This window comes from Shewanella waksmanii (assembly GCF_043643685.1).
Taxonomy (GTDB): Bacteria; Pseudomonadota; Gammaproteobacteria; order Enterobacterales; family Shewanellaceae; genus Shewanella; species Shewanella waksmanii_A.
Window position 1 is genome coordinate 108,791 of the sequence record NZ_JBHZSN010000011.1, and the last position, 21,554, is coordinate 130,344.

Consider the following 21,554-nt stretch of genomic DNA (forward strand, 5'->3'; position numbering starts at 1 on the left):
TTCAGTTAGTTAACGCTGACATACACAGGGTTAGAGTAGAACCACACATCTTGATATATCAGCTTATTGGCTCGGTCTTGGATCTGGTGGTCAGTTTCACCGTCGGCTTTCTCCATCGGCAACCACTTTTGTGGCTCGCCAACAACAGTTAAACCAGACTCGTTATAGTCCAAAGCGGTACCTCGTAAGCGGAAATATTGGTTAGCTTCAGCGCTAAAGGTATAGGACATGGTGTAAAAGCCATCATCATCTAACTGCCAATCTTCAGCAGTAAAGCTCTCAATCACTTTGGCATCAGTATTAGCAGTGGTGGCATAATTCTCTGAGTCAGGGGCAACAAGGCCAGTTACAGTGCCAGCAATCAGATCCACATGATGTACACCTGGGTTTACCGCACTACCAAATATGCCGTCTCCCACCACAATCTCTTGATTATTAAACTGCGGGCTTTGGAAGCGAATCGTTACCGTCACCTCATCGCCTTTAGCAACACTAAAGTTTTGTTGGCCCATATAAGCCGTTTTACCGTTTGCACTAATGGTGAAATCAAGTTGATTGATCAAATCACCCGTCACGCCATACATTTCGCCTGAGCGCAGGGCTGAAAGCACGCCCAGCTCATCATCACCTTGGGTAACATAGGCATAGTTTTTCGAATATTCGCCAGGAAAATAACCACTGGTGTACTGACCGCCACCACTGATTTTGAAGTGGTAATCAGAGTTAGCCACGTTCCAAATTCTGCGTCCCTCACTGAGTAAGGCGTCCCACCAGCCGCCTACATGGGCCAACATAGGATCTGCACCGCCATATAAGCCCGCGCTGCCGCTAGCATAATCACCACGGTCATAAGGATGGAACTGCCCGCCTACCATCCCTTCCATTAAAAAGAAGATATCAGGTGCTAAGGTGTTTAGATCTCGCACATCGGCCAGCGTATAAGTATTAGCATAACGTCGCGGGTGGTTGAGCATGCCATAACTGGTATTGGGATATTGCTCCTGCAACCAAGTTAGCGCCTTTGCTGCATCAGCCGCCGTGTTATAGCGCTGTATCCCTTGTGCTTCCCAGCGGGCAACATCTTGCGGGTCGAAATGCGCTAGGGTATTTTCATTACTGAATTTGTATTCAAATAATTTTACTGCTTCTACAATCTCAGCTTGATCTTCTGCAGTACCAATAATGCCGATGTTGTAATGTTCAAATCCAGGGAAGTCCCACTCAAAGGTAGTAGTGATGATTTTGTCTTGATAAAAACGGCTTTGAAGTGAGCGGATTTCAGGTAACTCATAGTCCACTAAACGGTTAGCATACAGGACTTCGCCAATGTCATTATCTTGGTGATCATTACCGCGCACTCGCATGTGATTTGAGAAGAACACGTAATCAATATCAAACTCATCAAAAGCATGATAAAGAATATTTACCATGGTATCGCGTGCATCGTTTGATACAGCACTATGAACATGTAAGTCACCCGCCATCCATTTACCATCTCGCGGCTCAACCACCACAGAGTCATCCGAGTCTGACGAACAACCAGCCAAAATAGCTAAAGATACGCACAACGCACTGAGTTTAAGTTTCACTTGAGTTAGTCCTGTTACTGCTAAAAGTGCGGCAAGACTAAAGCGGCAATATGAAGGATTTGCGTAGAACAGCTTACAGTTTAATGACAAGGGAAAACAATAAACTTTTGATAATTAAGCATTAAAGCACAAATTACAGACCAAAAACCACAAAACAACAATATATAAACAACGGCAACCAATGTAACAAACTGCAACCAAATTAAAAAATCAGAATTAATCATTTAATTTAAAGGTATTTCAATCCATATAACATGCCAAAGACCACGATAGACTGGCGATAATCAGCTACAAGTACGACATAACTAGATAAAATTACTAGGTATTAATGGCTATATACTCCGCTACACAAACTCTTTAAGTTCAGCCATGCATACTTAGAAATTCTTTTAAGTGTGTATCCCCGAATAAAAAAATAAACTAAAGGAAAGTTAAGCGATGAGTAAAATTAAAAAAACCGCCATCACTATCTTGGCAGCAGCCGGCGTATTAACAGCAGCGACTTCAGCCATAGCAGGGAAGCAAAACGGTTGGATTCTAGAATACACATACATGTCTGGTGGTAACCTCGTTGGTGAGCAAGTGGTAAACCAGTGTACTGGCGCGGTATTTACTACAGGTCAAGTCACCTCAAATAAAGTCCTGCGTGCAAGCGAGCCATGTAGTTACGACATGTCGGACAATCGTTAGTCACTAGCAAAAGAATAATAACGACTATTATTGCCATCAAATCAAAAAGCCCTGTTAACTTGTGGTTAGCAGGGCTTTAATATTTCCAACAATGGCTTACTGTCTAACCCATTGAATTAATTCGTTAGCACTTCTCACCGCAAATTTACGTTCAGTTAGGTTGCCTTGTGGATCAAACAATAATAACTCTGCTGAACCAGCGTGATGCTTAGCCATGAGCTCCTGCCCTTCTGGTGTACCAACACGGGCTAGTAGAAAGTGCACGTTGTCACCTAAATGAGCTCTGGCCTCATTCATCTGTTCTGTCTGGCTATTACTGATGGTCAGTGCCGGATCATAAACAAATACCAATGCTGGCTTACCGGTTCCAATCTGCTCATGGGTCGCCTTAAACCCCTTCGGCATAACGCTCATCAATATGGTTAGCAATAAAACAATAGATGCAATAACAGCTAAAGTAACCCACGGCTTGCGGCGCGGCGGAGTAGAATCAGGAGTCCCCATGATGACCAGTTCCTTTTTAAACGTTAAACAATGCAATTTGTAACGCATTGTAATCGCTCAAACTGAGGATTAACTTAAAATAACAGCCAAGTCGATGGCAACATCCTAACTGTGATGTCATTGCGCTGATGACTTAACCGCCACTAACTTATTCTTTTGCGGCACAAACGCCGGTAGCACTCGCTGCGCGATAAGCTGTTGCGTGGTGTTATCTCTTTCATGGGCGGTCACCACTATGGTCAAATCTAGCTCCTTTATCAGCATGATATACATACCACCGCCGCCTTGGGCCGAAGCACTGGCATAACGTTGGCCATTATAAGTTAAATCAGTCCCCCACCAATAGTAGCCATAACCCTGATTGGATACCGCATCACCGCCACCAAAAATCTCGGCTTCTGGATAAATCAGTCTATCGGTTGCGCGCTTGATAAATGCCGCAGGCACCAGTTGCTCGCCATTCCACTTGCCGTTATTCATCGCTAATTCGCCAAATTTGAGCATTGCGCGCGATGTCATGCTGGCCGAACCGGGCAAGCCTGATACAGGATCGGTCGCCCAACCATAATTGTTAATCCCGAGCTTATTGAGCACTTCAGTCTCGATAAATGCTTGTGCAGAGCCCGGGACCACGGCTTCAATGACCTGCATCACCAACATGGGATCATTTTGATATTTAAAGGTTTGCGATGTTGGACTAATGGGCGCGCTGGTCTCTAAATAGGCTTGTACTAAACCTTGTCCTTTTAACTTAGGGCTGGCTTGACGAAATGCCTCTTCATCGGCTTCGCTGAATCGAATGCCTGAGCGCATCATCATCGCCTTGTGTAAGGTAATGTTTTCAGCCCCTTTGACTAGCCGCGTGGTATCTAACTCTTTAAGAAAGCTAATCAAGGGCTTATCAAGGTCGGCCATGGTAAGGTAACCCATCTGAATCGCGCGGCCTAATACTGTGCTGACATACACTTTGCTCGCTGAAGATTGTGGGTGTGGCAAGTCGATACGCCCACGAGAATAGTAAGACTCAAACAACAATTTATCTTTATGGGCAATCAGTAAACTATCAAATTTACCGTGCTCACCCGCCGCAATCTCTTTGGCTAATGCAACAATAATTTCATCATTACCGGCATCAACACCTAACCGACCAACATCAATACCATCATCATGCAGGGCTGGCGAAGTATCGATATAGGCACGTTTAAGCTCACTGATATCGGTGAATTTAAGCTCGCTGTTGGGCACCCGCCAGTGCTTTATCTTTGCTTCTACTGCGGTGGCCTTAGGTGCGCTAATCTCGCTGGTTCCGGCATTTGCTATCGGCAGCGCGACTACCGCGCCAAGTGTGGTAGTAAGAAGTAGTCTCTTGAATTGTGTATTAAAACCCATTGCTATTCTCCATGCTGAGGCGAGGCATGCTCGCTGAAGTAACTCCTCGTTATCAATTTCCAAGTTACCCGGCACGGTATAAAACACATGAAGTCATGCTGATTTTTGGCTGATTTCTCACTGAATCTTTAGCGAGTCATGAATTAGCAATTGGTAACTCGGCTTTTTTAGGTTTTAATAGAAACAGTTATCGACACGGGGTGGATGAAAAGTTAATGGAAGAGCAATACTGGGTTGGCGATTATTTTATTGATTTGACCCGCAACCAACTCACCCAAAGGCAACAAAGCCAAACGCTGCCACCCAAGGCCCTTGCCGTGCTGACCTGTCTAGCAAAACGTAAAGGTAACGTCGTCAGTCAAGATGAATTACTGGCAACTGTCTGGCCTAATACGGTGGTATCGCCAAACACATTACAACGCTGTATCGCCCAACTGAGAAAAGCCCTCGGCGATGATGGCAAAGTGCAACATTATATCAAAACCCATGCTAAACAAGGCTACAGTCTTGAAGCCGATGTACAGTGGCAAACATCACCGCTGCCAGGCGCCGAACAGGCACCAGAGCCCAGTATCCACAACGCGCAAACAGACTCAGTATCGAAGCCAGAAGCTAAAATAGCTACTGAATCAGATGCTAATGTATCGGTTGCCAACAAACCAGAACAGGTCAAGGTAAAACAGGTTAAGGCAAAACAGCGCCAATACGTAGGCTTGGCGGTCTTTGTGACTTTACTGTTTATCGTTGCTTTTATCGGTTACCAACAAATTGACTCTACTGGGAAAAACTCACTAGTTATCAAGGCAATTAAGCCGTTAACTTCAACGGATAATAGAGAGCTGGCCAGTGTCTACTCCCCCGATGGTCAATATGTCATCTTCCAGCGCTTTCCCGAGGTACTTTGCACCAGTCATCTTTGGGCAAAAAACCTCAACACCCAACAAGAGTTCCAATTAAGTGACCAATTAGGTGCGTATGGCAACCTTGCGTTTTCAGCCGATGGCAACACCTTGGCCTATGTTCAGCAAGACAGCTGCGGACAACCAGTCACGCAAAAGTCATGTTTTAAACTACAAAGTATCGACTTCCAACAGGCGCTGAAGGCACCGCAAACACCCAATACCATCATGGAGTGCAATAACTCAGAAATCCGTTCAGTAAAGTGGCTTAATAACGATGACATCACTTTATTGCAGAAGCACGAACAGCGCTGGCAACTTATCCGCTACTCGATGACCGACCACAGCAGCGAGACAATCTTCTCCCTCGCCGACGGCAACATTTTCGCCTATGACTATTCAGCCAGCCAAAATCTTATCGCACTTACCAGTATTCACAGCGATGGCAGCCGTAACATCGAAACCCTCACCCCTCAAGGACAATTACTTGGCAGTTACCCAATCACCTACCCCGATAGTATCCCCAAATATCGGCCAATTTATGCCAACTTTTCCTCAGTGGACAATCAGTTAGTCTTCAGTACTGGCAAGCAGCTATACACCCTATCCTACCAAGGCGATATTCAACCTGTCAGCCTACCATTGGTTGATGCAATAGGCTCGCCTGTATTTCATCCCGATGGTACCCGCATGTTAGCGATTAAAGGTCACTATGACAGTGACATTATTGCGGTGCCGCTATCACAGTTTGACGCCAATACTGCTGAGAAAAACCAACCAACAAGCATTAACTATCAGGTCATTGCTCGGTCAACTTTTGGTGAAGATCAACCCAAATTTCGCCCGTCGGTTAATGGTAACTCATCTGCTGACACAAAGGCCGCAATAGCCTATAGCTCTAGACGTTCTGGCAGTTCGCAGCTGTGGTTAACGGATAATGCCACCACCAGACTCAGTGATTTCACGCTCGGCAGTTACATTTATAATTTTGCTTGGGCAGAAGATGGCGCTAGCCTGCTGGTTAATGTGTCATCAGAGCTAAAGCAGGTTTATCTCGATGGGCGCAGCGTGGATGCGAACCTTAGTTACCCGGTCACTAAGCTGTTCCATTGGCATAGCAATCAACACACTGTTTTGGCCATGGTGATGATTAACGGGGTGGAGAAGTTTGCTGAAATAGACCTTACCAGCGCCGAGATTCGAATCATTAACCACAAACGAGTGACTTGGGCACAATATAGTGACAATGGACAGTTAATCTATATGGATCATATGGATAGGATTTGGCAGCCTAAAGGAATAGAAGATCAACTTATCGCGCCATTGATCGGCCAAGGCAGTGACAAACGCTTTGTTATCAAAAACAACATCATATACGGCATCAATGATGATTTTCAGCTGTGGTCCTATGGACTTGAAAACCAGCAATTTGCACTCATAGCTCAGCTTCCCGACACCGTTGATGACATTACCGATGCCAATCAACATACCCTGTTAATGACCATGCGAGTAGCAGCGAGAAAAGATGTGGTAGAGCTATCGCTAAAATAAGCTTTAGCGAAAATAAGCTGCGCTGGCCTTCTATTCCTGTACTGCGCTGCCCATCACTTTCTAATCAAAAAAGCCCTAATCCTAAGACCGCCTAAGCCAGCAATAGCCTAAGTCTGGATAGACTAAGCCTAGATAGCCTAACTACAAGATACCCTTCCCTTTTTGGCAGGTTTCGCCTTTATGGCAACATCTGCTAAAAAAGTAATTGATGAACTTTACTCATCAATTGATGAAGTAATATCAATTTTATTCATCTAATTATCCCAGTATAAATTCCCTAAGACGTTTTGTTAGCAGCAAAGCATGAATCTAGATTATATCTAACGGAATTGGATACTGAGCACTATGAATAAAGACTTCAAATTTACTATTAACAACATCTGTTTCGATGAAAACTATCAACCATCAAACAACACTAGAGCCACAACCAATTTCGCCAATTTAGCCAGAGGTGACAGTCGTCAGCAAAACCTGCGCAATGCGTTAAAAATGATTGATAACAGCTTCAATGCCCTCGCCCATTGGGACAACCCCAACGGCGACCGTTATTCTGTAGAGCTAGAAATTATTTCAGTCGATATGAATATAGAAGCACAAGGTCAGTCATTTCCGTCAATTGAGATCCTAAAGACCCACATAGTGGATCATAAAACCAACAAGCGCATTGAAGGCATTGTCGGTAACAACTTCTCATCTTATGTTCGAGATTATGACTTTAGTGTACGTCTATTGGGTCACAACAAAGGCCAGTCATCATTTAGTATCCCAGAAGGATTTGGTGATTTGCATGGCAAGCTGTTTAAGTACTTCGTCAACTCAGAGACTTATCAACAACACTTTAAAAAGTTGCCGGTGATCTGTTTAAGCGTGTCTGATAATAAAATCTACCACCGTACTGAGAACCAACATCCAGTATTGGGCGTAGAGTACCTACCCAATGAGTCATCATTGACTGAGCAATACTTCCAGAAAATGGGCTTGCAGGTACGTTACTTTATGCCACCAAACAGTGTGGCGCCCTTAGCCTTTTATTTCTTTGGTGATCTGCTCGCTGACTACACCAACTTAGAGCTGATAAGCACCATTAGTACCATGGAAACGTTCCAGAAAATCTATCGCCCAGAGATATACAACGCTAATGCCGTGGCTGGGAAGCGCTATCAGCCTAACCTTAAAAACCTCGACCACTCGCTAACACATATCGTGTATGACCGTGAAGAGCGTAGCCAATTAGCCATCGAGCAAGGCAAGTTCGCCGAAGAGCATTTTATCAAACCCCACCAAGCCGTTTTGGAACAGTGGGCAGCAAGCTATAGCGCTTAATGCAATAAATAAACGGAATTGAACATGACAACAGCACTAAAATTACTCCCGACTTCAACCGCAGGTAGCTTGCCTAAACCGACTTGGTTAGCCGAGCCTGAAACCTTGTGGTCACCTTGGAAACTGCAAGCTGACGCACTAGCCTCTGGCAAACAAGATGCGCTACGCATTGCTTTGCAAGAGCAGCAACATGCCAATATCGATATCGTCAGTGACGGAGAGCAAACACGCCAGCACTTTGTCACCACCTTTATTGAGCACCTTAGCGGTGTTGATTTTGAAAACCGCCACACAGTAAGAATTAGAAACCGCTATGACGCCAGCGTGCCGACGGTTGTGGGGCCAGTAAGCCGTCAAAAGCCGGTGTTTGTCGATGATGTAAAGTTTCTCCGCCAGCAAACAAACCAACCAATAAAATGGGCCTTGCCGGGACCGATGACCATGATCGACACCCTTTATGATGCCTATTATCAAAGCCGAGAAAAACTCGCCTGGGAGTTTGCCAAAATTCTTAATCAAGAAGCCAAAGAACTAGAAGCAGCTGGCGTTGATATCATCCAATTTGATGAACCGGCCTTTAACGTCTTTTTTGATGATGTTAATGACTGGGGCATAGCCTGCTTAGAAAGAGCCATAGAGGGACTCAAATGTGAGACCGCGGTACATATCTGTTACGGCTATGGCATTCAAGCCAATACTGATTGGAAAAAGACACTAGGCAGTGAGTGGCGCCAATATGAACAAGTCTTTCCTAAGCTGCAACAATCGAATATCGATATTATCTCACTGGAATGCCACAACTCGCAGGTCCCCATTGAACTGCTTAAGCTAATCCGCGGTAAGAAAGTGATGGTCGGAGCCATCGACGTGGCTAACCACAACATAGAAACCGCCGATGAAGTCGCCAATACCCTAAGAAAAGCCCTACAGTTTGTTGATGCCGACAAGCTTTACCCTTGCACCAACTGTGGCATGGCACCGCTACCAAGGGAAGTTGCTCGCGCTAAGTTAGCCGCGTTAAGTGCAGGTGCAGCGCTGGTTAGGCAGGAACTCTCGCAGCGATAAATTGAAGATAAAACAAAGGGCAAGCACGGTGCTTGCCCTTTGTTTGGGGCCACCAGCGAGACATCATGTTAGCTACAGCACAAATTGCCCCAGCATACGCAGGCCTGTGAATAACAACACACAAGCAAACACTTTTTTCAGTTTAGCGGCATCCAACTTTGATGCTAAAGCCGCACCAACAGGAGCAAACATCACCGTTAATGGCACAATACACACAAAACCAATCACATTAATTAGCCCAATCGTACCAACTGGTGCATCAGTTGGCGTATTGCCCAGCACTAACATGGTCAACGCCCCAGGCACTGAGATAATCAAGCCAATGGCCGCAGCACTGCCCACCGCTTTGTGAGCTGGGTAGTTAAATAATGTCAGCAGAGGCACCGAAATGGTGCCACCACCAATACCGACCATTGCACTAAAAAAACCGGTCGATGTTGCCATGACTCCTTGCCACTTCATGGCTGGTAACTGTGAGAACAGTGCTGACTTGGCCGTTCTAAACAACATATTTAATGCTGATAAAGTGGCGATAATGCCAAACAACATGGCCAACCAACGGCCATCTACCTGCGTCACTAAGCTACTACCTAGCAACACTCCCACAAAAATGAATCCAGCCCAGCGTTTGAGTAATGTCTCATCGACATTGCCTTTAGCCCTATGGGAGCGAATGGCACTCACTGAGGTAGGAATAATCGTCGCAAGCGAGGTTGCAGTGGCAACCAGCATGGCCGACTCTGCCGACACGCCAAAGCCTTGAAATAAGAAAAATAGCACCGGCACAATGACGATTCCGCCGCCAACGCCAAGTAATCCTGCCAAGATTCCGGCAAACACGCCGCTTGCCGCCAGTACCAAGATGGTCTGCAGGTGATTAACGATAAAATCGATGATATGACTATACTCCTGTAGCTAAATTAAACTTGTTTCTAAAGCATCTGCCTTCACCGTTTTGACGATAGCTAATCAACTAATCCGCTAATTTATATAATATTTTAATGCCTCAGATAGCGAAACGTTATTGTAATGACAGTTATTTGATGAATAAAAATGATATAATTTCATTATTTTATGAACACAACTCATCAATAACACTGACGATTGGAGCTGCGGGTGCTAGAACGGATTCACTTGGAAATACTCACCGCCATTAAAGAACATGGCACCCTAACCAAAGCCGCTGATTCATTGCATTTATCCCAATCAGCACTCAGCCACAGTATCAAAAAGCTCGAGGGTCAAGTCGGTACCCCAATTTGGCAAAAAGAAGGCCGTAATTTACGGTTAACCAGTGCCGGCGAGCGCATTCAGACCCTAGCCAGCCGTGTCCTGCCGCAATTTGCGCATACCGAACTCTTGCTCAATCAGATCGCTAAAGGCGAGATGGGCTCGTTACGGATTGGCATGGAATGTCACCCTTGCTACCAATGGTTACTTAGAGTCATTGCCCCCTACCTTGAGCAATGGCGCGATGTCGATATTGACGTTAAACAGGAGTTTCAATTTGGCGCTCTAGGGGCGTTACTCAGTTATGAAATTGATGTGCTGATCACCCCTGACCCACTATTTAAACCCAAAATCGATTACATCCCTGTTTTTAATTACGAACACAGGCTGGTTGTGGCAAGTACTCACCCACTGGCAAACCAGGCATTCGTACTGCCAGAGCAACTTAGCAACGACGTGTTATTCAGCTACCCCGTAGAGCCGATGCGGCTGGACATCTTCAGCCAGTTTCTTAACCCCGCAAAATGTTCGGTAAAACAACATAAGATTATTGAAACCACTGAGATCATGTTGCAAATGGTCGCTGCTGGACGCGGCGTTTGCGCGTTGCCGGGCTGGTTGGTGGATGAATACGCCAAAACCATGCCGGTTAAAAGCCTAGCTTTTGGTGAGCAAGGTATTAATAAACAAATATTTATTGGTATTCGTCGTGGCGAGCAGCAAATTGATTACTTAAACGATTTCATCGAACAAGCAAAGAAAACTAAGTAAACAAACTCGCTCGTTATTCACGACCCAAGCGCCATGGGCGGCAGTAAATACACAGTTAACAAACACAACTGCATTTGTGACATTGATCCCACCCATATAAGCGCTATACAATGCAGCAAATTTTGTGTTGCAAACGTTTTAAGGTGGTAATCGCTTTGTTTAAACAACGCTTTCAAGATGTCAGTCTCAAGGGAGACATATTTGGTGGTGTCACTACTGCCATTATTTCACTACCACTGGCGCTGGCTTTTGGTGTGGCATCTGGTGCCGGAGCTGAAGCGGGTTTATGGGGCGCGATATTAGTCGGTTTTTTTGCAGCACTGTTTGGCGGTTCATCAACACTCATTTCTGAACCCACCGGCCCTATGACGGTGATCATGACGGCCATTTTAACCACCATGGTGGCCAAATACCCAGAATCAGGCGTGGCCATTTCATTCACCATTGTGATGATGGCAGGGGCATTCCAGTTTTTACTCGGCATGCTCAAACTCGGTAAATATGTCACCTTAATGCCCTATAGCGTTGTGTCAGGCTTTATGTCGGGCATTGGTATCATCCTAATTATTCTACAGTTGTCACCACTTTTGGGGCATGCAGCGCCAGCAGGCGGCGTGATGGGTACCCTCAGCGCTTTGCCAGAAACCTTAGCCGATATCGACTTTAAAGAACTGTTTTTGGGCATACTTACGCTGATCACGCTGTTTTTGTTCCCGAAAAAATACCGTAAATATGTGCCCGCACAATTGGTGGCTTTGATCGCCGTTACCCTATTGTCGGTGCTGTTTTTTGACAATGATAGCATTCGCCGTATTGGTGAAATTCCCGCAGGTTTACCATCGCTGGTTGTGCCACACATCAACCTAGAGATCTTCACCACCATGATTATCGATGCGCTGGTGCTAGGAACGCTCGGTTGTATCGATACACTGCTTACCGCTGTGATTGGTGATTCGTTAACTCGAAAAGAGCACGACTCAGACAAAGAGTTACGCGGCCAAGGCCTAGCAAACATGATATCGGGTCTGTTTGGCGCATTACCTGGCGCGGGCGCCACCATGGGGACAGTCACCAACATTCAAGTGGGCGCTCGCTCGCCAGTATCTGGCATGACCCGAGCACTAGTATTAGCGCTAGTGGTATTGGTCGCAGGCGGCTTAACTGAGCCTATTCCTATGGCGGTGCTTGCAGGTATTGCGGTATATGTTGGCTTTAATATTTTGGATTGGAGCTTTATCCAGCGCGCCCATAAAGTCAGCGTGGCAGGCATGGCCATTATGTACGGCGTTATGCTGCTTACAGTATTTGTGGATCTGATTGTTGCCGTTGGTTTAGGGGTGTTTATCTCCAACATCATCATTATTGAACGCCTCAGCCGCGAGCAAGCTCGTCAGGTGAAGGCCATCAGTGATGCCGACCAAAACACGGTACCGCTAACCCAAAGTGAAAGTGACCTGCTGGATCAAGCCAAAGGTAAAGTGTTGTTCTTTTATTTATCTGGGCCAATGATTTTCAGCGTATCAAAAGCAATCTCACGTCAGCACAATAGTATCAATGAATATGAAGCGATGATTTTAGATCTAACCGACGTACCTATGATTGATGTCACCGTTGGCTTAGCGCTAGAAAACGCCATTAAAGATGCCCAAGATGCTCACTGCGAAGTGTTTTTACTCTGCCCTAACCAGCAAACGAAAGAGCAGCTGAAGAAATTCCATGTGATTGACTCATTGCCACAAGAGAACACTTTCTTGTTCCGTTATGAAGCCCTACAAGCAGCCCTTAAACATGTGGGGCAAAGTAAACATCCCACCACTGACCAGCCGTTACTGCGCCAATAATACAGCAGAAATAACAACGCATGCCAACACAACGGGTTGGGTATCAACTAGTCAGGATAGCTTGCTGCTGATTGCGTATCATTTTTACTGCATCGCTCTATCGTCCAGTAAATCATCAACAGATAAAGCCCAACTAAAGTTAACCATTTAACGCTATAAAAAACCGCTGCAGATATTGCCATCATTTACCTCCTTTGCTAGCGCATGGGCCTTACCATGCTGCCACTTATTACAGGTAAACATGCTAAGTGAAATGAACCGATAAACCGATGAATAAGAGATATTCAGATGTGAAAACAAAGCCCTACCTTCACTAAAGTAGCAACCAACTATCATAGTGATTAAATAGGGCCAGTATCGGCGTTTCAACGACCGTGAATGTAATTTTCCCGAACTTGTTTGGTATCAGCAATAAAGGTTTCAAGCTCTTGCAGTGAAGGCTCTATACCTTGTTGGTTATAGCCTTCAAAGAAGTCTTCAATATCACTACGTATTAATGAGCCTGACTGCAAACATAAGCTCTCATTTTTAAGCCATACATCAGGAGCTCGAATTGACGCCCCTGTATACCAGTTACAATAGCTATATCCTGTTTGTTTCAATTTATGCTCAACATAAAGATTCGTAATGAAAATGCCGAGAAAAAACAGCGGCAGCATCAAAGCTGCGCCTTTGATAAAGTACTCGGTAGCAAGTTTAGGACAGAAGTTAATTAACCTCTGAATCGATGCTAGTAAGAAAAAACTGAAAGGGAAAAAAAGAAAAATCAACGGGATTCTTCCACTGTTCTCCTTAATATAAACAACCTCGCCAATACTCTTAAATACACCTAGCTCATTTAGAAATACGTAGACAATAGCAACGCAAAAAGATGCAGGTAACAAAGGAGCCAAAACACATACAGCCAGTTCTTTAAGCTCAAGCTCTAGAAGTTTTTTATCGGCTTGGTTCCATTCAACAATTTTCATCTAATGATACTTCTATCGCTTACCACTTATATAGCCTTCCCTTGCCTGTTTAACGTCAGCAATGAAGGTCTTTAATTCAGTTAAGGTTGGCGAAGTGCCTGACTGATTGTGCTGCTCAAAAAAATCATCAATATCACTGCGAATTAATGAGCCTGACTGCAAACATAAGCTCTCATCTTTAAGCCATACATCAGGAGCGCGAAATGACGCCCCTGTAAACCAGTTACAATAGCTATAGCCTTTAAGCGCTAGATTTGACTGAACAGCCAAATTAACAGGAATTACACCGACAACGAAAACCACAGCAGCAATGATAAAACTCTTTGTCATTTTTTTTATGGACAAGTCTGACTGATAACCAACTAAACGTTGGAAAAAAGCCAATGAGAAATACCCCCATCCGAACACAAAGAGAACTGAAAATAGCCGCCCGCTATTTTCTTTAACATAAATAAAGTCGCCTACATTAAAAAAAAGTAAGTAAAACTCTTCAAGGAAGAAGTAGAGCGATAGGTAAGAAAAAGCTATCCCCATCAAAAAGCAAAGTATAATTGTTGCAACTTCTTTAATTGAAAATTCTTTAATACTTTTCTCTGCTCGATTCCACTTTCCAAATATAGAGATCATCTTATTTCTACCTGCAAATTGGGTATCCCTAAAACTCGCTTAATCTGTCCCATTGGATCTTTTTGGAACTCATACTTGAACTTGCTGACATCTTTTTGAACAACGTCAATTTGGTTAACTAAACTATGCTCGAAATCTTTAAGAATTTTAGCTACTACAGCGAGATATTCGCTTGTATCCTCAAAATACCATGCTGAAAACGCCCCAACAGCTACAACAACTGCCAAAGGAGCAAGAGCTGTTCCAGCAACAATCATACTAATCCCTGCAATGCCAAGTTTCATAGCTGCAAATGTCACACCAACTACTGCCATATCTACTGCTACCCCTGCAACAAAGTGATGCCAAGTGACATCATCATTAAGCACCTGCTCAGCAAAATGAAACGAAGCAGAAAATATAATGCTAACGACAAAGCCGCCTTTCATGGCTTTATTGGCGCTAAGCTTGCCAACGCCAATGGTAAACAGTTTGGGATTACTAGCGAGATAACGTGTGCCGTTTAGATGGGCCTTTAAGCCTGGATAACTGTTAATAATCACCGCTGGGGCATTGCCATATACTTTGACTTTAAATTTGCCAAACACATTGCCCTGTCGCTTCATTTCTACGGCCAATAACGTCAGCGCCTTCACGTCATCTAACACTGGGAACCAGCTGCCCAGAGTTTTAAGACCTTCTTTATGCCGATTCCAGCTAGCTGGAAGGCAGTCATTCTGTGCTAGCAGCTCATCAATTGAATCAACGACCTCAACCCGTGTCATCCCCTGCTTCATTTTCACTGAGATGATGTAATCGACAAACTCCGCAGAGCTCATTTGAACTAGAGTGTGGTTATTGCCTGACAATAGGCTTTTGATCTGATGCTGACGTTGCCGCTCGGCAATCGCCCGACGGGCATAGGCTGACATAATAAAATCCTTTTATATATTCATTCCTTTGAATCAAGGACTCTATTTTACCGTGCTAACCGCATTTGTATATTATCTATAAGAGTAGTTTTTAAACAAGCTACTACCCATAGTAGAAGTCTCGAAATTGCGGTATAAATACCAAATACATGGTAACCCTTTTTATTCCGTCACTAATTTCAGTCAGAAAGTAGTTACGCTAGTTCCTCGATATCCCTGAGTATAAAAACTGTCACTTCACTACTATTTTAGGCATATTGCATATATGGATAATAAAGATACAATCATGCTTCTTTAATGGATTAAATTGCGACGAAAATAAGGATATTTCATGTCAGCATATGCCAACCGGGCTATAAAAGCCTATCAACGAAAAAAACAGATCTCTCAAGCGCTTTCTGAAAATGAACACACCTTAGTGCAAATGAATTCAGAGGAGTTTACCGAGCTTGTGATTAGTCACAAACAGAAGCAAGGCTTAACGAAACAACAAGCGATACGTCAAATCGGCGAACTCATTGCCAACGCATCACCGGCAGCGAAGCAGTACTGGGATAACAACCGAGACGACATAAAAACCGTTAGTGGTTTGATTCCTGTATTTGGTGATGGCATAGCCCTAAGTGCACTCGCCATAGAGATGCAACGTGGTGGTAATGTTTTTAGTCGCTATAAAATCGTTAACTATTCAGGCAAAGCCAACATTATCTTCCAAGGTTATGCGGGGTTAAGAAAAGATCTAACCGGCACCCGATACCTAGCCAGCAACCCTAAAGTTATATCAATGGGGATCGGAAAACTTGGTGCACTCAAGAGCATTACAAAAGGTGGCGTCATTACCTTGCTAATTTCTGCTGGATTCCATGGCTTTGATCAACTGATGAACGATAAAAAAACTTGGCATCACTTTGTTGGTGGCATGGCTGTAGATACCTTAATTGCAGCAGGCGGCATGGTAGCTTCTTGGTCTGCAATAGCTATAGCAGGAGGCATATCAACGGCCGTAATTAGCGGAATGATAATTGTCGTTCTAGCAGGAGCCGTAATAGGTGGCTTAGCATACTTTCTAATTGACACTAAATACTGGTCAGAAAGAATGGCTGAAGCCTTAATGAAAATGGAAGTTCGCTTAGCAAAGGATTGGTCGCAAGCCAAAAGCCAAATTCAAAAAGCAAACCGGCAATACCATGATGACCCTATCTTGTTCTTACACAGACTATTCAACATCCCTTACTATGGAGCAGGTTTCTAATGCCCGGCATCGAGAACTCGGCAGTAGAACAACCACTAAGCAAGTTAAAGCTATATAGCCTTGGTAGCTTTCTGCTTTGTGCGACCGTTTTTGGTCTTTATGCTGCTGTGACCATCTTTATGAGAGAACTGCAAAATATCGACAAAATCGAAAATGGATTTATTTATATTGCCAATAAGGATATGGCGGTTGGTTTTATATTTTCTATTCCGTTTTTAGTCATTTTTGGCTACATGATCTTATTCATTGTCATCGGTAAATTCAGAGAGGAGATAATGAAACTCCTCATAAAAACAGCGGTTGTATGCATGCCTTTGATAATCATTAGCACCATCATGTATAGCTTTTGGATTGGCTCGGAATTGAGGGCACATGGCTATTCACATTGCACTTGGTATGACTCTCCAACCCGCGGTACTCCCGTCATTTGGGTTAAATCTGATAGGTATTGCCAAGAGCGTGCTGTGTATGTTGAATATGATTTACTAAAACAGTTAGATCACTACGACAACATAGGAACTGAGCCCTCGGATGAAGAGCTAGACACCATGATTATTGAGCTACTCGAAAACGACCCCTTTTACCGGCGTGAGCATGGTATATCTGACCTTAAGAAAAGGCAGCCGTTATAGAATCGCAAAAATATGCTAACTAAACTCCATAAAGACCCGAATCGATAAGTCGATTCGGGCTCAGTTTTAGCTGATGAACATAAGAACAACAGTCATGGGCGAAGCGAGTGTCATTGCTAGTGTTCGGTTTGTGCTGCATTCACCTCTTCAAGGACTTCAATCATGTCATGTCTAACCTCCACCAACATAGCAAACCCGCGTCGCTCTCGGTTTGTTAGTTCATCTTGATTAAAGGTCATAAAATAAGTGCCTTTATCAACTAAATACTTTTTCACTTCAGTATGAGAGGCGTTACTAAAAAACACCGTATATTCGCGTAAACCACTCTGCGAGCAAACCTCAGGAGCAACATTATCAGGACAATTTCGGTACTTGAACATCGCTCTTAATGTACTCTCCATCTGCTTCTGTGAGCATTGTTCGCAATACTCCACAAACACCTCTCTTGCGAGGGATACATTTGTATAAAGTAAAGCTGTCATAAAAAGTGAGTAAACGGCGGCTCTAATCCACACAACAAATTCCTTTTCATTATAAAAACCATGACTTCAATAGCCGAAGCTATTAACCGCTCTCTAAACTATCACCCTATCCAGAAGACAACAAAATCATTACCAATTGATTTTTAATATAAAATTTTAAAAAGACGCAAAAAAGAGAACAAATAGATATGTACAAAAACGAAAGGAAACCTACATGCTTAATTGTTTGGGGTGTGGGTGTGGGTGTGGGCAACAGCTAACATAGGGACAGAAAAAAATTAACTCCGCCCCCATTTTTATCAGCGAAAGCTGATTAACGACGCAGCACCGCTATCCAGCGCCCAAGATTGAGCAAGCTTGCAAGCGAACCAGCTACGTAGGTTAGTGCAGCCGCCTTGAGGATCTTTTCTGCGTGTTTAAGATCGCCGTCGTGCAGGTAATGACCGTCTTTAAGCATAGGCAACGCCTTGCCATAACTCGCATCGAACTCTACTGGCAATGTCACCAGGTGCACTAGGGTGCTAAGCCCCATCGACAGCACCCCAATAAAAATGATCAACACGCCAGCCTGTGGTATGCGTGTAAGCATTAGCACTATCGGCGCCGCGACCATCATAATTCCAGCGATACGCTCACCGGCCATTGCAGCTCTCGCAAGCTTCTGCCGCGCGATAAATAAAGATTCACCGCGAGAATCCTGTAACGCATGCCCAACTTCATGGGCGGCTACCGTCACTGCCGTTAGCGAGTAACCTGAAAAGTTATCCGGCGAGAGGCGAACAGCCTTAGCCGCTGGGTCATAATGATCACCGCCGTTAGTCTCTTCAACCTTAACGTCTTTCAGCTCAAAACGATCCAGAAGGTGACGCGCAAGTTCACTACCGTTACCTTGTTGACGATAACGATCAGCAGGCTGGTGATACTTGCGCATAACGTGGTTAACCCACCAACTAGGCAGGAATACACAGCAAGCAATTACGAGAATTAGAATTATCCAAAGCATGACACCAGTATGCCATAAACGGGGAGTTAGCTCGCATACAATAATTATAAGGCCTGAGAATCTAGCGTTCTAACGGACCCCAAGTACTTCTTCAGCAACTGTCTTAAAATTGTTTCTAGTTATAGTTTGTTTAAATCAAAAACCATCAAAAAACATAGAGCAACAAACATAGCCAGCCATTATTAATCACACTTAACCCGAAAAGGTTCTACAGTCCCCATACCCTGTCTACAGCATCGATCAGATTAAATGGCGACTTTAATTCGTCTATTGACTGTAGTTGTGACAAATACTCTTCAGGTAGCTCAGTCACCTCTTTTTCGATAAACAAACTCATATCTGCCACCAACAACGGGCGAATGCGGTCAATCTCATCTCGCAACCGACTATTAGTGGCTAATTCAGAATGACTTTCTATCGACACCAATGTTCTTAACACTTCACTGTACTCATAAAGCGCGCAGCGCTGCAGCGACTTATGATTGACCGCAGCTAGAACCAGCGCAGCCTCTGATGGAAGTGTCTTTAATTGCAGTACGGTATCTTCCGCCAAAACAGTACTACGAGCTAAGTCATCACACTGCGTCATTTTATTCGAGAATTGACTATATCGCTGCTGTAATAGCTCATATCCAAAATCTAAGATAGTTGAATTACTACCTGCAACCACGTTTGAGGCAAAAAACAGAAAAGTTGAAAATATGAAGAGTTTCATCACTGACCTACCTTACATCCGTTATAAATGGCCCCCCAAAACGTTCTCTGTTTTGGGCTGTTACCACTACGTAAATATTGTAAGAACGCAATCTTACTAATTTGGTTGTTAGTGTGGGATTCAATTGCCGAGAAAGTTAAATTCGTAACTTATTTATGAGGTGAAACATTACCTCATGTATAAATGAACTTTGCAGTATGGTATTCGCTATAATCTACAAACCATTGTACAAAGAACCCGGTTAAAACGAACAGTTCAGCCAGTACTCCGCCAATTCATAATGCATAATCCACATAAACACTGCTTCATTTACCATGCGTCAAAGACCATTAATAGCATCCTCACCCACTTGTTTAGTCTCAGTAATAAAACGTTCGAGTTCAGCTAGAGTGGGTTCAGTACCTTGTTGATTGTAGCCTTCGAAAAAATCTTCGATATCACTGCGTATTAATGAGCCAGACTGCAAACATAAGTTCTCATCTTTAAGCCATACATCAGGAGAGCGAAATGACGCCCCTGTATACCAGTTACAATAGCTATATCCTGTTTGTTTCAATTTATGCTCAACATAAAGATTCGTAATGAAAATGCCGATAAAAAACATCGGCAGCATCAAAGCAGCCCCTTTGATAAAGTACTCTGTAGCAAGTTTAGGGCAGAAATTAATTAATCTTTGAATCGATGCCAGTAAGAAAAAACTGAAAGGGAAAAAAAGAAAAATCAACGGGATTCCTCCGCTGTTCTCCTTAATATAAATCGCCTCACCAATACTTGAGGCTACTTTAATTTCATTCACAAAAACGTTAGCTATAGCAATACAAATGAAAGCCACTAAAAACGGAAGTCCAATACACAAAGCAATTTCTTTAGGTAATAGCTCTGAAAGTTTTTTATCGGCTTGCTTCCACTCCATCAGTTTCATATGAACTAGTTCCCTATATTTACCTGTGGAATATTAAAAAATCGGCTCAAGACGCCGTAAGGATCTTTTTGGTATTCTTTAGTAATTTTTATCCACTCATTTCTCTTTCTAGCAAAATCACTATTCAAGTTCTGCTCAATTTGAACCAACTCACCTACAAGAGCATTTTGATATTGCGAGGTATCGGAATAAACATAAGCGAAAGCCCCACCAACCAAGACAACAACAAGTAGAGGCGTAATTGCGGCAGTAGCTAAAGCACTTCCCGTAAAAATTCCAATCCCAGTCATGATGGCTTTACTTGTCACGATAGCTGCACCAACTACTGCCATATCCACCGCTACGCCAGCAACGAAGTGATGCCAAGTGACATCATCATTAAGCACCTGCTCAGCAAAATGAAACCCAACGGAAAACACAATACTAACAACAAAACCGCCTTTAATGGCTTTGTTAGCGCTTAGCTTACCAACGCCAATAGTAAAAATTTTGGGGTTACTGGCAAGATAACGTGTACCGTTTAAATGGGCCTTTAAGCTTGGATAACTGTTAATAATCACCGCTGGGGCATTGCCATAGACTTTAACTTTAAACTTACCAAACACATTGCCCTGTCGCTGCATTTCTGCTGCCAGCACTGTCAATGCAACAACATCGTCCAGCACTGGATAAAGTCCGCCTGCAGTTTTCAACTTATCTTTATGGCGAGCCCACATAGCAGGGCGTGAATTGTGCTGTGCCAATAACTCGTCAATTGAATCGACGGCCTCGACTCGTGTCATTCCCTGCTTCATTTTCACTGAGATGATGTAATCGACAAACTCCGCAGAGCTCATTTGAATTAAAGTGTGATTATTGCCTGACAATAGGCTTTTGATTTGGTGCTGGCGTTGCCGCTCGGCAATCGCCCGACGGGCATAGGCTGACATAATAAAATCCTTTTATATATTCATTCCTTTGATTCAAGGACTTTATTTTACCGTGCTAAACGCATTTGTATATTATCTATAAGAGTAGTTTTTGGTCGAGAATAACTCGATTAGCTGATTCGAAGCCTACAACTTATGTTGAATAACCCCCATAAGTATAATGCTTTACCTAAGCGGTATTTAACTATTATGATTACTAAGACTTTTATCAAACTGCTAGCTTGGCAAAATAACCAAACTAACAGCGAATGGATGCGACTG

20 protein-coding genes are annotated in these 21,554 nt (G+C 43.7%); 8 read left to right on the forward strand and 12 right to left on the reverse strand.

The window, feature by feature from the left end; all coding sequences use genetic code 11:
* Positions 1 to 5 precede the first annotated feature (5 nt).
* Positions 6 to 1,589, reverse strand: coding sequence for a hypothetical protein (locus tag ACHUFW_RS16510; protein WP_394204494.1), 1,584 nt, complete (start codon positions 1,587 to 1,589; stop codon positions 6 to 8).
* 438 nt (positions 1,590 to 2,027) lie between these two features.
* Between ACHUFW_RS16510 and ACHUFW_RS16515 the strand changes: the two genes are divergently transcribed.
* Positions 2,028 to 2,279 (forward strand): hypothetical protein, encoded by a 252-nt coding sequence (locus ACHUFW_RS16515; RefSeq protein WP_394204496.1) that lies wholly within the window; start codon positions 2,028 to 2,030, stop codon positions 2,277 to 2,279.
* 96 nt (positions 2,280 to 2,375) lie between these two features.
* Here ACHUFW_RS16515 and ACHUFW_RS16520 read toward each other — a convergent pair whose 3' ends face one another.
* Together ACHUFW_RS16520 and ACHUFW_RS16525 are read right to left on the reverse strand one after the other, a co-directional pair.
* Positions 2,376 to 2,783, reverse strand: coding sequence for a hypothetical protein (locus ACHUFW_RS16520; RefSeq protein ID WP_394204498.1), 408 nt, complete (start codon positions 2,781 to 2,783; stop codon positions 2,376 to 2,378).
* A 117-nt stretch (positions 2,784 to 2,900) separates the two neighbouring features.
* Entirely contained in the window at positions 2,901 to 4,172 is a 1,272-nt protein-coding gene (locus tag ACHUFW_RS16525; protein WP_394204499.1) for a serine hydrolase domain-containing protein, read from the reverse strand.
* Positions 4,173 to 4,387: 215 nt separating this feature from the next.
* Between ACHUFW_RS16525 and ACHUFW_RS16530 the strand changes: the two genes are divergently transcribed.
* From ACHUFW_RS16530 to ACHUFW_RS16540, 3 genes are all read left to right on the forward strand, one after another.
* Positions 4,388 to 6,622, forward strand: a complete 2,235-nt coding sequence (locus ACHUFW_RS16530) for a winged helix-turn-helix domain-containing protein (protein ID WP_394204501.1) — start codon at positions 4,388 to 4,390, stop codon at positions 6,620 to 6,622.
* A gap of 345 nt (positions 6,623 to 6,967) precedes the next feature.
* On the forward strand, positions 6,968 to 7,945 hold the full coding sequence (locus ACHUFW_RS16535; RefSeq protein ID WP_394204503.1) for a DUF1852 domain-containing protein: 978 nt from the start codon (positions 6,968 to 6,970) through the stop codon (positions 7,943 to 7,945).
* Between the two features lie 24 nt (positions 7,946 to 7,969).
* The gene (locus ACHUFW_RS16540) at positions 7,970 to 9,010 is read left to right on the forward strand and encodes a methionine synthase (RefSeq protein ID WP_394204505.1); all 1,041 of its coding nucleotides are present in this window, start codon (positions 7,970 to 7,972) and stop codon (positions 9,008 to 9,010) included.
* 72 nt (positions 9,011 to 9,082) lie between these two features.
* Here the strand turns inward: ACHUFW_RS16540 and ACHUFW_RS16545 are convergent, their stop codons facing one another.
* Positions 9,083 to 9,904, reverse strand: coding sequence for a sulfite exporter TauE/SafE family protein (locus ACHUFW_RS16545; protein ID WP_394204597.1), 822 nt, complete (start codon positions 9,902 to 9,904; stop codon positions 9,083 to 9,085).
* Between the two features lie 222 nt (positions 9,905 to 10,126).
* Between ACHUFW_RS16545 and ACHUFW_RS16550 the strand changes: the two genes are divergently transcribed.
* Together ACHUFW_RS16550 and ACHUFW_RS16555 are read left to right on the forward strand one after the other, a co-directional pair.
* Positions 10,127 to 11,011 carry a LysR family transcriptional regulator gene (locus tag ACHUFW_RS16550; protein ID WP_394204507.1) on the forward strand — a complete coding sequence of 295 codons (885 nt, stop codon included), beginning with the start codon at positions 10,127 to 10,129 and terminating at the stop codon, positions 11,009 to 11,011.
* Between the two features lie 155 nt (positions 11,012 to 11,166).
* Positions 11,167 to 12,852, forward strand: a complete 1,686-nt coding sequence (locus ACHUFW_RS16555) for a SulP family inorganic anion transporter (RefSeq protein ID WP_394204508.1) — start codon at positions 11,167 to 11,169, stop codon at positions 12,850 to 12,852.
* A 365-nt stretch (positions 12,853 to 13,217) separates the two neighbouring features.
* Here the strand turns inward: ACHUFW_RS16555 and ACHUFW_RS16560 are convergent, their stop codons facing one another.
* The 3 genes from ACHUFW_RS16560 to ACHUFW_RS16570 are packed head-to-tail and all read right to left on the reverse strand — an operon-like array spanning position 13,218 to position 15,358.
* On the reverse strand, positions 13,218 to 13,820 hold the full coding sequence (locus ACHUFW_RS16560) for a DUF1240 domain-containing protein (RefSeq protein ID WP_394204509.1): 603 nt from the start codon (positions 13,818 to 13,820) through the stop codon (positions 13,218 to 13,220).
* 12 nt (positions 13,821 to 13,832) lie between these two features.
* On the reverse strand, positions 13,833 to 14,447 hold the full coding sequence (locus ACHUFW_RS16565; RefSeq protein WP_394204511.1) for a hypothetical protein: 615 nt from the start codon (positions 14,445 to 14,447) through the stop codon (positions 13,833 to 13,835).
* Positions 14,444 to 15,358, reverse strand: a complete 915-nt coding sequence (locus ACHUFW_RS16570) for a hypothetical protein (RefSeq protein WP_394204512.1) — start codon at positions 15,356 to 15,358, stop codon at positions 14,444 to 14,446. The genes ACHUFW_RS16565 and ACHUFW_RS16570 overlap by 4 nt, the downstream gene beginning before the upstream one ends.
* Before the next feature lie 331 nt (positions 15,359 to 15,689).
* Between ACHUFW_RS16570 and ACHUFW_RS16575 the strand changes: the two genes are divergently transcribed.
* Positions 15,690 to 16,610, forward strand: coding sequence for a hypothetical protein (locus ACHUFW_RS16575; protein ID WP_394204513.1), 921 nt, complete (start codon positions 15,690 to 15,692; stop codon positions 16,608 to 16,610).
* On the forward strand, positions 16,610 to 17,242 hold the full coding sequence (locus tag ACHUFW_RS16580) for a hypothetical protein (protein WP_394204515.1): 633 nt from the start codon (positions 16,610 to 16,612) through the stop codon (positions 17,240 to 17,242). Before ACHUFW_RS16575 ends, ACHUFW_RS16580 begins: the two co-directional genes overlap by 1 nt.
* A 116-nt stretch (positions 17,243 to 17,358) precedes the next feature.
* Here ACHUFW_RS16580 and ACHUFW_RS16585 read toward each other — a convergent pair whose 3' ends face one another.
* The 5 genes from ACHUFW_RS16585 to ACHUFW_RS16605 form a co-directional block, all read right to left on the reverse strand.
* Positions 17,359 to 17,757, reverse strand: a complete 399-nt coding sequence (locus tag ACHUFW_RS16585) for a hypothetical protein (RefSeq protein ID WP_394204516.1) — start codon at positions 17,755 to 17,757, stop codon at positions 17,359 to 17,361.
* A gap of 280 nt (positions 17,758 to 18,037) precedes the next feature.
* Positions 18,038 to 18,727: a zinc metallopeptidase gene (locus tag ACHUFW_RS16590; protein ID WP_394204518.1), complete on the reverse strand. Its 690-nt coding sequence runs from the start codon at positions 18,725 to 18,727 to the stop codon at positions 18,038 to 18,040.
* A 208-nt stretch (positions 18,728 to 18,935) separates the two neighbouring features.
* Positions 18,936 to 19,445: a hypothetical protein gene (locus ACHUFW_RS16595; RefSeq protein ID WP_394204520.1), complete on the reverse strand. Its 510-nt coding sequence runs from the start codon at positions 19,443 to 19,445 to the stop codon at positions 18,936 to 18,938.
* Between the two features lie 316 nt (positions 19,446 to 19,761).
* Complete coding sequence (locus ACHUFW_RS16600) at positions 19,762 to 20,364, reverse strand: DUF1240 domain-containing protein (protein ID WP_394204522.1); 603 nt, start codon at positions 20,362 to 20,364, stop codon at positions 19,762 to 19,764.
* Between the two features lie 5 nt (positions 20,365 to 20,369).
* On the reverse strand, positions 20,370 to 21,293 hold the full coding sequence (locus ACHUFW_RS16605) for a hypothetical protein (protein ID WP_394204524.1): 924 nt from the start codon (positions 21,291 to 21,293) through the stop codon (positions 20,370 to 20,372).
* Positions 21,294 to 21,554 lie beyond the last annotated feature (261 nt).